Genomic DNA, 14,110 nt, shown 5'->3' on the forward strand with positions numbered 1-14,110 from the left:
AGAAGAACTTGTAGCTGTGAATCTACCCGAGGGCTTGAAGATAATAGAAACCTCTGCTTTTTCAGGAACTGAGATATCTTCATTCTGTTTGCCGGAGTCCCTTGAGTCTATTAGCGATGAAGCCTTTGCTGGCAACACTTGTCTTGAGACTATAACTATACCGAAGAACGTCTCGAATATTGGAATAGCATTTATGCAGTGTGAGCACCTTGAAAGTATCGTTCTGGAGAGCACCAAAGCCATAGAAAAAAGCAATGGATGGGGAGTAAACAGCAACTGGAGCTACGATCCGTTGTCTTTTATATACACCGGCTGCGATGAGACCGTTGTGTATCTGCCCGATGAGAGCTATGACGGTTTCATGGAGAAATACACGCAGGTATTCGGAACAAACTGTGCAATAAAGCGTGTAAGTGAATACACCGCACCTGTACACATAATGGGTGACGTTAACGGCGACAAAAAAACTAGTATCGCCGATCTTGTACTGCTTCAAAGGTGGCTGTCGGGAAGCGGAAAAATAAAGTCGAAAGACTGGAATACTGCTGATCTCTGTAAAGATGACAGGCTTGATGTGTTCGATCTTGTGGAGCTCAGGAGGCTGCTTATCACAAAGGTGACAGGACTTGGCAAGAAAGCTCCTGTAAGCACTTTGGCCCCCTCAATGCCCAGTATCGGCAGCAGTCGTATTCCGGTATTTGCAGTAGATTTTCCTGATCATTCTTTATATCTGATTGATTTTGCTGATATGATAAAAAGCCAGTGTTTCGGCGAGGGAAACAAGAACGACAGAGCCTATCCCCTGGAGAGTATACCCGCCTATTTTGACCGTGCGTCATATGGCAAACTGAACCTTGAATGTGATGTCATTAATTATACCGCAAAAAAGCCTGCCGAGAGCTACGTAAACAACAATGCACAGGAATTGGTCGAGGAGATAATGGCTGAATTTGAGGACAGGCTGGATTACAAAGTCTATGACATCAACGGTGATACTACACTAGACTCGATGATAATAGTAGTTCCCGAAAGTGTGATATCAATTGACATCTACGGCAACAAAATTCCTGACTGGTGGCCTTTTTCTGCAAATTATTCCGGCAGCAACAGATATGACGGTATCAGGGTCGGTACCTACTGCGTGAGCCCGTTCTGGCCTCAGGAACGATCAGGTACAAACGCCAAGATAGCTCATGAGCTATGTCACGCTATGGGACTTACAGATTATTACTGTAAAGACAGTGACAATGATACAGGTGACGGCGGAATGACCGGCGACGCCGGTATGGAGCTCATGGACGAGGGCAAAGGCGACCTGTCTGCATTTTCAAAGTTAATGCTGGGATGGATAACGGAAGATGAGATACAGGTCTATACGGGCGGTGAGCAGACATTCACTCTGAATTCCTCACAACAGGAGCCCTCCTGTGTTATCATACCAAGAATGAAGGGAAATGACTGGTTCAGTGAGTACTTCATAATAGAGTTTATTACTGGAGAAGCCAATAATTCTGTTTATGACTGGAACGGCAACCGAAGTTCACTATTCTCAAAAGAAGGCGGAGTCCGTATCCTGCACTGTAATGCAGAAATCTCGGAAGATGCATTCGGCATGGAGTTCAAGTACAGCATAAACAGCCCTCACTATGACAGCAGCGACGAGAAGCAGCGGGTGCTGCGCCTTGTGAATCAGGACGGATTGTTCTATCCAGGCACAAGAGGTCTTAATTATAAAAATATCATTGACAGCAGTGTTGATGACTTCGCATGGTATGATGGGAACGGCGATATGACTGTAGATACCGGACTGAAAGTGCAGATATCCGATTTTCAATACGGACCTGACTATGCACCTGATCCGTTCTCGGAAGGCTATAAGTTCTACGATCCTGCGTATCTTAACGGCGGCACATACACAATAACCATATCCCCATCAATCGAGTAGGAGTCGACAATTAAGCCGCCAATCTCTCAGTCGATTAGCCAAGTGAACTTTCACTCGTTAGATAGTGCCCATGTCGGGTAACCCACAAAAAGAGCCTCCGAATTGGAGGCTCTTAATTATAGTCATTTGTTTTTGCCACACATATATGACAAGTTTTCTAAAAAATTTAGTATGCTTTAATTTGCCACATCCTCAAACATCTCTCCGTCAACAATACGAACAGTTCTCTGCGCCCAATTTGCGACATTCAGGTCATGAGTTATCATAACGATAGTATTTCCCATTTCATGGAGCTTTGTAAACAGCTTGAGCACTTCTGCACCACTGCTCTGGTCGAGAGCACCTGTGGGCTCATCTGCAAGAAGAAGTGAAGGCTTGCTGCACAAGGCACGTGCTATGGCAACTCTCTGACGCTGTCCGCCAGAAAGTTCCGACGGTTTGTGGTGGATACGATCTGAAAGTCCGAGCATATCTATGACATCACGGCAGTCCATTTCAGCTGATTTCCTGTCCTGTCCCCGAATAAGCAAAGGCATTATTATATTCTGCATTACTGTATAAGTCGGTATAAGGTGATAGTTCTGAAATATAAAACCTATCTCGTGATTTCTTATATTTGTGAGCTCCTTTTCCTTAGTCTGATGTATCGGTATGCCGTTCAGAGCGTATGAGCCGCTATCTAGAGTGTCCATACATCCGATAATGTTCATAAGTGTGGATTTGCCCGAACCGGACGGTCCAAGTATCGCAGTAAATTCGCCTATTTCGACGGTAAAGTCTATATTTTTTAGGACATTCAGACGTTCCGCCCCCATTTTGTAGCTCTTGCAGACATTCTTCATGGAGATTATCTGTTCTGTTCCCATATTCAGCACCTCACTTCTCCATTATCCATACTTCTGTGACAACATCATTACCTTCGGTGTCCTTCTCAATGCTGCACTTAATGATATCGCCTGCGCTCAGTACGTCGAAATCAGTTTTTACGCCAAGACTTGTTGTAACTGTTGTACCAACGGGGATACGCAGCTCCTCCTGTTCGCCTGTCAGTGTATATTTACTGCTGCCTGAGTTTTCCCTGGTCTTAGATCTGCTGAAACCTTTTGACTTTTCTCCGTCACCTAATTTGCTGAATCCCTCCGGAATTTCACCACTGAAATTTTCCGGATCAAAGCCCTCGGGCATCTCGCCGTTTTCGGGCTTTTTAAAGCTTCCTGAGATTTCTCCGTCTTCGCTTCTGCTGAATCCACCGGGCATTTTCCCGATGAACTGTTCAGGATCAAAACCTTCGGGCATCTCGCCGTTTTCGGGCTTTTTAAAGCTTCCTGAGATTTCTCCGTCTTCGCTTCTGCTGAATCCACCGGGCATTTTTCCGCTGAACTGTTCAGGGTCAAAGCCTTCGGGCATCTCGCCGTCCTCCGGCATTTTGAAGCTCCTTGACCCTTCACCGCCATCCGAACGGCTTGGTCTTGTTCGTTCGCTCTTTGAATCGGTATTCTCATCGTCAGAGCTGTCCTTATCATCTTTATCCTTAGCGTCTGAGGACTCGGCCTCCTCATTATAATCCGCCAAGAGAAGAACTATGTCGTTTCCCGAAATGGAATCTATCTTACCGTAAATATACTCTGTATCCGCCGCTTTTGCATTCTTTCCGCATGAAGCCAGTGATGCGAGCATTGCGGTCAGCAGAGCAGCTGCAATCAGTTTTTTCATAATGATCTATCTCCCTCTTTAAAGGATACATTTCTCATTCGCTTGAAAGAGCTTCAACAGGTACAAGCTTTGAAGCCTTCCATGCCGGATAAAAGCCGAATACCGTACCAGTAACAAGTGAGAACGCTAAAGCAATTACTGCGCCTGCGGCTGACATTTCCATACGGATATTAAGTCCCGAAAGAACAGGGCTTATCATAAAGCTTAAAAGCACTCCGATAATACCGCCGATCAGGCTTATACAACAAGCTTCCATCATGAATTCTAGAAGTATATCCTTTCTTGAACCGCCGATAGCCTTGAGTATTCCTATCTCCTGAGTACGCTCCTTTACAGAAACGAACAGAACGTTCATTATACCGATACCTCCGATAATGAATACTATGGAAGCCATAGCGATAAGCATAAGTGTGAGCGTCTTGTTTGACTTGTTTGCTGCTTCCATTTTGCTTCCAGCGTCTGAGATAGTGAACTCAGCGTTGGGATAACTTGCCGCAAGAACTATTTTTACGTTTTCGGTAACTGTTTCGATATCGTTCACATCTTCAGCGATAACTGTAATAGTCGGGCTGATATCGCTGCCGGTCAGGTACTTTATACCTGTAGAATACGGGATAAATATTGCTTCGTCAGCACTTATACCCGCCTCCACTGTCCCCTGTTCCGCCAGTACTCCGCTGACAGTATAAGGGCGATCGTCGATATATACTGTGTTGTCATAGGCTTCCTCGGCGCTGCCGAAAATATTTTTCGCCGCGCTGTAGCCCAGTACGCATACCTTTGACTTGTTATCGTTGTCCGCGTCTGTTATATAGTCGCCGAACATCATTGAAAGATTACTAAGATCTGCATAATCAGAAAGTGTTCCCGCAATGGTGTATGACTCAGTCTCCTCAATGTTTCCGCCGTAAATATCCTGTTTTGTGGTATAGGATATAGTGGCTTCGCTCAGTCCGGGAACTGATGAATAGATATCGTCCATATCCTCGGTTGTGAGAGTTATGCTCTCGATATTCTTTCTGTCGGAGCTGCCGCCAAACAAGCCGCTGAAACCTCCGCTAAATCCCGAAAAAAATCCGCTTCGGCTGTTTTTTTCACCCGATCCGCTGTCTCTGCTTGCTGAGAAATCGGGCATACTGCCGCTTCCAATTGAAGGAAATTCTCCACCTGAAAAGTCAGGTCTGCCGCTCATCGCTACAGGTGATTCGCCACTCCTTGATGAGGACTGACTTCCGCCGAATGAAAATCCTGATCTTTCCTGTGACTGTTCGTAACTTATATCCAACGCTCCTGCGTTGAGATTGCGGAACTGTTCGGCAACATCGGCTTTTCCACCGCGTCCGATAGCAATAACGCATACTATTGTTGCAGCTCCCACAATAATACCTATGGAAGTCAGCAGAACCTTGAATTTATTCTGTATCAGGTTCAGCCTGACAAGATTCAATATCTCCGAAAAACGCATATCATGACACCTTACCTTTTATTAGGAGAGTATCGCCCTCGGAAACACCCTTGATCTCGGCGATGTTTCCGTTGGAAAAGCCTACTTCAACTTTGACCTTCTCCTCGCTGCCGTCCTGATTCTTCATAAGCACATAGCTGTCTGTCCCCTCCTTGTTTATTGCCTTGTTTGATACGTACAGAACATCCTGCACCTGCTTTGAGATAAAGGTAACATTTGCGGTCATTCCCGAAAGCAGAGTCTCAGGAACGCTTGTAACTACCACTGTTACAGGATAGCTTACAGTTGAGGAATTACCGCTTGTGGAAGACGAACCTATCTCCGAAACATAGCCGCTGAACATCTCATTAGGATACGAAATGAAACTGATATCAACTGTATCCTCAATATGAACTACGGATATATCGTCCTCTGTAACATTTACGGTAACGGTTATGCTTTCGGCATCGGCATAGCTTGCAATAGCAGTATCCGAGGTAAGAGTATCTCCAGACGAATAGCCCACTCCTGTGATAGTTCCGCTGTACTCAGCACGAATACTTCCGTCTGAAATATATGTTTCAAAAGCTTCAAGATCAGCCTTAGCAGCATCAACAGCTTCCTGTGCTTCATCTGTCGCAGAGCCTACACCGTTTAAGGAAACTTCATATAGATCCTGCGCGTTTTCGTAGTACATACAGGCTTCCTCATAGGTCTGCTTTGCAGCAAGCTCGTCTGCCGAACGAGAGCTTTCAGCCGAGGAAAGCTGTGAACGCAGAGATTCAAGCTGCGTCTGAAGCTGTGAGAGCTGCTTATCGTCGGTGCAGGCAGCTATCTGTGCATTTACATCGTCTATCTGACTGTAAAGGCTGCTGATATTCTGCGCTATCTCGTTAAGTGCTGCATTATATACTGAAAGGGCGTTCTGTCCTTCTGCAACTCGGGTATCATAATCAAACTTAGCAGAGAGCTCAGTCTCGCTTGCTTCTATCTGAGCCTGTCTGAGTGCGAGCTCTGCGTCCTCGACCGCCTTGGTAAGTGCCTCACGTGCTTCGTCTATGCTTTCCTGAGTGATAGTCATTATGACATCGCCCTTTTGAACGGTCTGTCCCTCAGTTATCATTACTTTCTCCACAACAAGTGCCACCGCTGAGGATTCGGACTGAGTTGATACGCTTGTTGAGCCCATGTTGCTGCCTCTGCTGCTTTTTCCGCTGCTCATGCCACCCATGCTCATTCCGCCCATTCCGCTCATACCACCCATGCTCATTCCGCCTGAGGGTGATGAGCTTCCACTTTCGACCGATGCGGAAACGCTTGTGGATGTAAGTACAAGATCGTAGGTCTGCTCAAGAGAATCGACTTTAACAGCAGCGCTTTCTGTAACACCAGCGGTAACGTTTCCTCTTGATACAGTTACTTCCTTTGCTATCTCAGCAGCATTGCTCTGAGAAGACTTCTGATATACATTATATCCCAGTACTGCACCGCCTGCCATAACAAGTGCAGCAGTACCAGCTATTATCTTTTTCATGTTAATCTTCCTTTCTTCTGCTGAAATCAGGCATATTTGACGGATCAAAGCCCTCAGGCATTCCGCCGCTGAAATCGGGACGTCCGCTGCCCGAGCCAAAGCTTTCGCCGTCTGTGCTCTTATCGCTCTTGAAATCGGAGAAGTCTGCGCTTCTCATACTGCTGTAATTGAAGTAAACATTTACAGACTGCCCGCTGTACAAATTGGCATTCTCATCTGCTTCAACTGTTATATTGAACCGTACATCTGCAAGACTTGTTGAAGTCCCCTCTGCAATCGCTGTGATCTTTCCGTTTGAGATACCTGTTTCAGAGGAATATATAAGTACAATATCGCCGATGTTTACCTGTGTAACATCATTCTGGTCAAGCTCAACTATAGTTTTATAGCTACTCTCGTCCACATAATAAACAAATGGCATATTTACATTTACATTTCTACCCTCCTGACAGTTCAGCGAATAGACTATAGCGTTCTGTTTTGCGCATATATATCCCCCAGCCAGTTCTTCCCTGAAGATTCGAAGATTTTCCTCCGCCGTATCGTAAGCTTCCTGTACCTTGGTAAGCTCGTCCTCGATAGTTGAAAGGGTTATCTGATAATGGTACTCTGCATTTTCATAGGAAGCATTATCGGTATCGAGCTTGTTTTTTAGCTCGAGCTGATCCTTGCTGTATGAAGCTTTCAGGGAGTTGTACTCCGAAAGGAGCTTGCTGATATTGCTTTTAGCCTTTGAGAGTGTAGTGTTGAGACTGCTTATCTCTTTATTAAGGGAAGTCACACTGTTCTGCACTTCCTTTAGTTCAGAGCTGCATTCGTTGAGAGACTGCGAAAGTACTTTATAATTATTTTCAGCGTCTCTGTATTCACTTTCAGCCTGTTTAAGCTGAGCTTTCCGGGAATTGTACTCTTCAAGAGCAGATTCATAAAGAGATGTGAGTGGATCAGCTTCTGTGCTGTCAGCCTCTTCATCAAAGCCTGATCTGTATGACGGCATCTTCATCTCTGCCATATCAAAGGACTGACCATCCGTTTTCATCATATCCTGTCCTGACGGCTGTCTGTCATCAGCTGAAGCGGTCTGCTCCTCTGTCTTTGCGGATATACTGCTTACAAGGACAATATCTGAGGTATCCATACCAAGAGCATTTCCAAGGTAACGAACTGTTCCGGCGGAGGCATTATATTCCGATACCAGTTCGTTATACATATCCGCCGAGGAAGTGTATCTTTGCTTAGCTTCATTAACTTCATTCTGGAGTAAGTTTTTCTTCTCCTGCAAGCTGTCTGCCTGCGACTGCTTTTCGCTGAGCTCCGCCTGCTTTGATGATATCTCATTAGGAGTATTGTTAATAGTATCCACTGCCTCCTGATATGAGTCATAAGCTTTTTTCAGGTCGTTGTCAAGGGAATTCATATCGCTCTCATATTCTTTCTGCGCAGTATTCCCAAGAAGCTTTTCTGACTCATAAAGGAGATATGCTTTGTTCTTATCTGTCTGATAGGACATTTTCTGTTTAAGAAGATTACTTTTCGCACTCTGTAATTCATTATTAAGCGTCTTTTCAGCTTTTGCAAGGCTATCCTCCGTTATCTGATACAAAGGAGTTTCCAAGGTGACTGTATCTCCTGACTCAACAAGCACAGCCCCGACTGTTAGCTTCACTGCTGTGTTATCCAAACCGAGAGAATCGCTCAGCTGTGATGATGTTATCGTACCGCCTGCACTGATGATACCATCGTCTGCTTTTGCTGTTTTAACTTCTGTATCATCGCTCTGTGCTGACTGAGCATTGGCCTTTGAACGCATTGAAAGCATCCCTGCCGAACCGCCTGCTATGATCACCATAGCGCATACAGCCGCTATAACACGTATCCGACGGGATCTTGTGTTTTCCTGTTTCATATTCTCCACATCCTTTTTTGTATCGGATTTGACTTCCTGCATATGATGATACCATACGTCACTAAATTCAGCCTAAAATTTATGTGAAGCCTTAATGAAAATATCACAGGCATATTTCACTTTGTTCACACAGAAAATTCAGCCTCATTTCAGTACAATATGATATTATAATAATGAGCAAGCATTTTGTAGCAGTGAAAGGAAGGGTATATATGAAGCTTCTTATAGCAGAAGATGACACAAAGCTTCTTAAATCGCTAATCCATGTATTTGAACACAACCGCTTTTCCGCCGATGGCGTTACAAATGGTGCAGATGCCCTTGAATACGCAAAGACCAACCAGTACGACGGTCTGATACTTGATGTGATGATGCCTGAGCTAGACGGACTTGAGGTCCTCAGAAAACTGAGAAACTTGGGAATAAATACTCCTGCAATGTTCCTTACCGCAAGGACAGAGGTATATCAGCGTGTAGAGGGACTTGAAGCAGGTGCGGATGATTATCTCGCAAAGCCGTTTTCCACGGCCGAGCTTATCGCAAGAGTCCGCGCTATGCTGAGACGTAAGGATAACTATATGCCTGACTTACTGCAATGCTGCGGTATGCAACTGAACCGATCTACTTATGAGCTGTCCTGCGGAGATAATATACAGCCACTGAGCGCAAAAGAATTTCAGATAGTAGAGATCCTCATGGAGCACCACGGCACTATCATTACCACTGAGCAGCTTGTCTCTCGGATATGGGGATGGGATGCAGAAGTTGATACCAGCGTGGTGTGGGTGCATATTTCCAATCTCCGTAAAAAGCTCAATGCAATAGGTGCCAATGCAGAAATAAGGTTTATCCGCAATGCGGGATATATACTGGAGGGACAAGCATGATAAAACGACTGCGCAAGCGCTTTATCCTTATCTGTACCCTGTCATTTTTAGCTGTGTTCGTTATAATGGTGACAGCTATATACGTTACAAATACAATACGTCAAAACCGCAGACTTGATTTCATAGCCGATATCATTTCCGAAAACGGCAGTTTTCCCAAGCAAAAGGATACTTCTCTCTCATTTTCAAATTCGCTGCCTGATTTTATAAATAACGATACTCCTTTCACCACACGTTTTTATACTGTATCGCTGGATGAAAACGGTTTATATCAGAGCAGCAGTACGGAATTCGTATCTGACATTTCCGAAACAGATGCCGAACATAGTGCCGAAGAAGTCCTTAAAAAAGGAAAAAGCCGCGGCTGGTACGGCGACTTCAGGTATAAGGTATATGAAAAGGACGGCAATAAACAGATAATTTTCATCAGCGGAAAAAATCATCGTTTTTCATCTAACGAATTTATGAAATCAACGATAAGAATTTTCGGTATCGGCAGTCTTGCCGTTCTTGCACTGATAATCATACTTTCAAAGTATGCAATGCGTCCTACGGCTGAAAGCTACCAGAAGCAGAAGCAGTTCGTTACCGACGCCAGCCATGAACTGAAAACTCCGCTTACTCTAATACTCACAAATATAGACATTGCCGAATCGGAGCTCGGACAAAACGAATGGCTGGACGATATACGAAGCGAAGGTGAACGTATGAGCAAGCTGGTCAACCGGCTTGTTACACTTTCGCGTATGGATGAGGAAAAAGCTTTGGGAAGCTTTAACGAGTTTGATCTTTCTGGCACAGTCAGTGACACTGTTTCTGAGTTTACCGAACTTGCATCAATATACGGCAAGAACCTTACAGCTGATATTGATAAAGGTATAAAATATCACGGTGATGAGTCCGAGATTCGTCAACTCACCGCAATATTGCTCGACAATGCTGTAAAATACTGTGATGAGGGCGGCAGTATAAAGGCTGTTCTTAGTCAGAAAAAATATCCAATTCTTACAGTGACAAACAGCTACAAAAAGGTAGATAATATCAAACTTGACCGCCTGTTCGATCGCTTTTACCGTGAAGATACTGCTCGAACAGCAGGCTCGGGATTTGGTATCGGGCTCTCAATCGCACAGTCTATAACAGAACACCATAAAGGAAGCATCAAAGCTGTGAAAGCAGATGAAGGAGTTATAGGTTTCATAGTAAAATTATAATTGATACATATATTTCTAATTCTGCATTTTATTTTTTCTTCTATCGCACGGATAACATAGGTTTCGCTCTCCCATCTTACCCAATAAAATAGGCACTTCTGAAAATTCAGAAGTGCTTTTTTACCGTCATTTTAATGATAATGTTTTTTACACATTATAAATCTCCGTAAACGCGAACTCTCTTTATCATATTTTCATAAGTTTTTATTCTATCATGTTACTAAGCAAAACAGAATCTAACCTATCTTGCTTATTCTTTTTTGCAAATCATTTATAATCCAATCCTCGAATTTACAATTGCAGTATGGTTCAGAGTATGTTTGATCCATACAATTAAAATCAATTACGAGAACTTCTCCGCTGGCATTGCCACGACACATCAGTATTGATAGCATTGTACAACCTGGAGTGCTGATGTATATTCCTCCGGCTGCCATTTGATTTTGCATTTTAATAAGTTGTTGTGTAAGTTGCTTGCATTCGTCATCAGAAACGCAATCTCTTCTCTCAACAATAAAAACATATTCTTCAGCAAAATTTCTCCACTGTGAATCCTTCAGTGAATGATCAAGCATAGGTTCGTATATATTTCTAATCGCACAAGATTTATTGTGTCGACGCATTTCATCAAGAGACCAAATGCCGTAATCTGCACCAACACCACCATTACCAAGCTCGGTAAGATAACGTCCAAAAGGAACAGGAAGTGGCATTCCTATTTCTTGTTCAAAATCTTTTATCTGTTTTATAGTTGCCTGAGGATTGAATAGTTTATCATGTTCAGTTGAAAATAGTCTATAGTTAGAAATACGGAAATGAAAACAACAACATTTGTGATTTATAGCTGTCTTGACAACCATGCAAAGTCATGTTATACTTATAACAAGATTTCTCACATGAAAGGATAATAACTATGCTGCTTGAATCCCAGGTTGGCCCCAACGAACACATTATCTGGTCTGGAACAAAAAACAAAAAGGTTTCTGTTATGGAGTCTATCTTTAATCCGTTGCTGCCATTTGCGGCATTATGGGCTATAATTGATTTCGGAATCATATTCATGTCGTCTGCCAATTCAAATTCTCATTCGTCAACCGGTATAGGGAAAAGCATGATGGGATTCTTGATTCCATTTTTTTTACTGCATCTAATGCCTGTCTGGCTGTATCTTGGTGGTGTGCTGACCTCTGCTGTTCGTGCGAAAAATACATGCTACTGTGTCACTGATCAGGCTGTTTATATACAGCATGGAGTTTTCAATACAACTACCGAAAGAATTACCTATCAGCAGGTTATCTCTGTTGGTACACAACAATCATTTTTTGACAAACGCGCTTATACGGGAGATGTTGTTCTGAAGCTTGACGAGATTGTGTATTCCGGCAAGTATCGTACACCTCATCAGCGCAATGTCAAGATTGAAAATATTGCTGATTACGAAGATCTTTATCAAATGATTATGCAGTATCAACCGTCGTTTGCCACTGGCATGCCGGGAAACGCACCTAGGGATATGCGTTCTTACATGCAGCAGAATGGCAATCAGTATGACGACAGGCGATGGTAATTTGAATGATCCAATTAGATCATGTTATGTAGTAACGAAGTAGTCTCGCAAAATTGGCTAATGTCATTAAGTAAAAAGAAGATGTAAGAGTTTTTGATCTCTTACATCTTCTTTTTAACTTAAAGACATTATGCACTTGCGGGAACTCTCTGTTATATTCTCTTTCTAATAAAAAACTTTTTTCTTATATAAGCTGACCGAAAAAAACTCATCTGAGTTTCAACTCAGATGTGAATTCCTTATCGCTGCGCGAAATAGAGAGCTTTCCGCCAATATGAGCAGATGTCTTGTCAGCAATGGCGAGTCCGAGGCCGTTTCCATTCATGCCGCTGCGTGAGCTGTCGCTGTAGCATACAAAATCGGAGTTGTAACATGTGAGCAGCCATATGGACAGTTCAGTTTTACTATTTACATTGCATAGTTGATATGTTATAATAAGTTTAAGAAATGACGAATGGGCTATATATTGTATGGAAAGACATTACTTGCAGGAACAATTACAGCAAAATCAAGGGTATCGGTGGTAAGCAGATTGAGGAGATAATGGACGATATAAAGTAATTCTTTGATGTATAATATGTTTTGAAATAAGACAGAGGTTGCTGAAATGAGTAACATTATAATATTAGTCGGTAGTATTAGAAAAAACGGCAATACTACATTGTTGGTGAAAAGCTTTTCTGATGGCGCAGCGAAAAAGAACAATGTGGAGATAATATCCGTTGCAGACTATAATGTAAATCCATGTATAGGCTGCAATAGCTGTTTTAATCGCGAGGGTAACAAGTGCTTCCAGAACGACGACATGGTACAAATATATGAAAGGCTGCGAAATGCGGATATAGTCGTCATAGCTTCACCGGTGTATTTCTATGGTATAAGCGCACAGTTGAAGGCTATTGTGGACAGACTTCACACGCCTATGAGAAATACATTCCATATTAAAAAACTCGGACTGCTACTTGTGGGAGCAGCAGAGCTAACGAATTTGTTTGATCCAATACTGATGCAGTATAAAATGGTGCTGGACTTCTTTAAGCTTGAAAGTATCGGTACGGTGTTAGTGCGCGGAGTCAAGGATATAGGTGACATTGAAAACAATTCTGCGCTGAAAGAAGCATATGAGTTGGGAGCTTCGATATAATTATTTTTAAAGTATCGATATATAAATATAGATGTGAAGGATTATGGATTTCAATTTGGATATAGTTTTACCTGAACTGTATGTAAATAAAATTGGTTTAAAAACTAGAACGTTTTGGTGGGGGGAAAAAGAAGAAATATGTTTTCCGAGACAATTTTTTGTTAATGACAAAGCAGAGTTTATAGAAATTCTCAATGGAATGTACTTTGATATTTTGATGAAAGAAACACATATACCAACACCCATAATTCTGACGATAAATCGTAAAAAGTATTCTGTTGAAGAATCATGAGAATAAATGCATTTGAATTATACTTATGGAAAGACGACGAGTCAATAGAACAGGAATATGTATTTCTAAGTACTATGAATATTAGTGAAATAATGGAAGAAGCAATAAAAAATAGTATGAATATTAAAGTGTTTCGACAGGAGAAATAAATGATTCTTAAAGCAAACGAAAATGACCTTAAAGACATATTACAGCTTCAATACCTTGCGTATCAGAGCGAAGCGGATCTGTTCGGAAGCAGAGACATTCCTCCGTTGAAGCAAACTCTAGATGAAGTCATTGATGAGTGGAGCAGTGGCACTATACTGAAAATGACTGATAATAATACTATTATTGGCTCAGTCCGAGCAAAAGAAAGCGAAGGAACAGTTTACATTGGCAAGCTCATGGTACATCCCAACCACAGACATAAAGGCTACGGATCAATGTTATTGTCCGAGATAGAGAAGTGCTTCCCAGATAAA

At 42.7% G+C, this 14,110-nt stretch carries 13 protein-coding genes; 7 read left to right on the forward strand and 6 right to left on the reverse strand.

From position 1 onward, the window contains the following. On the forward strand, positions 1-1,945 hold a 1,945-nt coding region (locus tag J6U00_RS02445; protein ID WP_296578374.1), incomplete at its 5' end, for a leucine-rich repeat protein. A gap of 176 nt (positions 1,946-2,121) precedes the next feature. Here the strand turns inward: J6U00_RS02445 and J6U00_RS02450 are convergent. From J6U00_RS02450 to J6U00_RS02470, 5 genes are read right to left on the reverse strand one after another with little or no spacing between them, the layout of a single operon-like run. Further along, positions 2,122-2,811, reverse strand: a complete 690-nt coding sequence (locus tag J6U00_RS02450; protein ID WP_296578377.1) for an ABC transporter ATP-binding protein — start codon at positions 2,809-2,811, stop codon at positions 2,122-2,124. A 10-nt stretch (positions 2,812-2,821) separates the two neighbouring features. Continuing rightward, the gene (locus J6U00_RS02455) at positions 2,822-3,658 is read right to left on the reverse strand and encodes a hypothetical protein (protein WP_296578379.1); all 837 of its coding nucleotides are present in this window, start codon (positions 3,656-3,658) and stop codon (positions 2,822-2,824) included. Positions 3,659-3,692: 34 nt separating this feature from the next. Further along, complete coding sequence (locus J6U00_RS02460; protein WP_296578382.1) at positions 3,693-5,123, reverse strand: ABC transporter permease; 1,431 nt, start codon at positions 5,121-5,123, stop codon at positions 3,693-3,695. 1 nt (position 5,124) lies between these two features. Further along, a complete protein-coding gene (locus J6U00_RS02465) occupies positions 5,125-6,636 on the reverse strand; it encodes an efflux RND transporter periplasmic adaptor subunit (RefSeq protein ID WP_296578383.1) in 1,512 nt (503 codons plus the stop codon). 1 nt (position 6,637) lies between these two features. Next, a complete protein-coding gene (locus J6U00_RS02470; RefSeq protein ID WP_296578387.1) occupies positions 6,638-8,542 on the reverse strand; it encodes a hypothetical protein in 1,905 nt (634 codons plus the stop codon). A gap of 212 nt (positions 8,543-8,754) precedes the next feature. Between J6U00_RS02470 and J6U00_RS02475 the strand changes: the two genes are divergently transcribed. Both J6U00_RS02475 and J6U00_RS02480 read left to right on the forward strand, forming a co-directional pair. Further along, positions 8,755-9,429, forward strand: a complete 675-nt coding sequence (locus tag J6U00_RS02475; protein ID WP_296578390.1) for a response regulator transcription factor — start codon at positions 8,755-8,757, stop codon at positions 9,427-9,429. Then, a complete protein-coding gene (locus tag J6U00_RS02480) occupies positions 9,426-10,643 on the forward strand; it encodes a HAMP domain-containing sensor histidine kinase (protein ID WP_296578393.1) in 1,218 nt (405 codons plus the stop codon). The genes J6U00_RS02475 and J6U00_RS02480 overlap by 4 nt, the downstream gene beginning before the upstream one ends. A gap of 236 nt (positions 10,644-10,879) precedes the next feature. Here J6U00_RS02480 and J6U00_RS02485 read toward each other — a convergent pair whose 3' ends face one another. Continuing rightward, positions 10,880-11,503 carry a hypothetical protein gene (locus J6U00_RS02485; protein ID WP_296578396.1) on the reverse strand — a complete coding sequence of 208 codons (624 nt, stop codon included), beginning with the start codon at positions 11,501-11,503 and terminating at the stop codon, positions 10,880-10,882. Positions 11,504-11,556: 53 nt separating this feature from the next. Between J6U00_RS02485 and J6U00_RS02490 the strand changes: the two genes are divergently transcribed. The 4 genes from J6U00_RS02490 to J6U00_RS02505 all read left to right on the forward strand — a co-directional run. Further along, the gene (locus J6U00_RS02490; RefSeq protein ID WP_296578399.1) at positions 11,557-12,210 is read left to right on the forward strand and encodes a PH domain-containing protein; all 654 of its coding nucleotides are present in this window, start codon (positions 11,557-11,559) and stop codon (positions 12,208-12,210) included. Between the two features lie 607 nt (positions 12,211-12,817). Further along, positions 12,818-13,354, forward strand: a complete 537-nt coding sequence (locus J6U00_RS02495) for a flavodoxin family protein (protein WP_296578404.1) — start codon at positions 12,818-12,820, stop codon at positions 13,352-13,354. Positions 13,355-13,397: 43 nt separating this feature from the next. Next, entirely contained in the window at positions 13,398-13,646 is a 249-nt protein-coding gene (locus J6U00_RS02500; protein ID WP_296578407.1) for a hypothetical protein, read from the forward strand. A 149-nt stretch (positions 13,647-13,795) separates the two neighbouring features. Beyond that, a partial coding sequence (locus J6U00_RS02505) for a GNAT family N-acetyltransferase (protein ID WP_296578410.1) occupies positions 13,796-14,110 on the forward strand: 315 nt, incomplete at its 3' end.

Source organism: Ruminococcus sp. (assembly GCF_017650195.1).
Lineage (GTDB): Bacteria > Bacillota > Clostridia > Oscillospirales > Ruminococcaceae > Ruminococcus.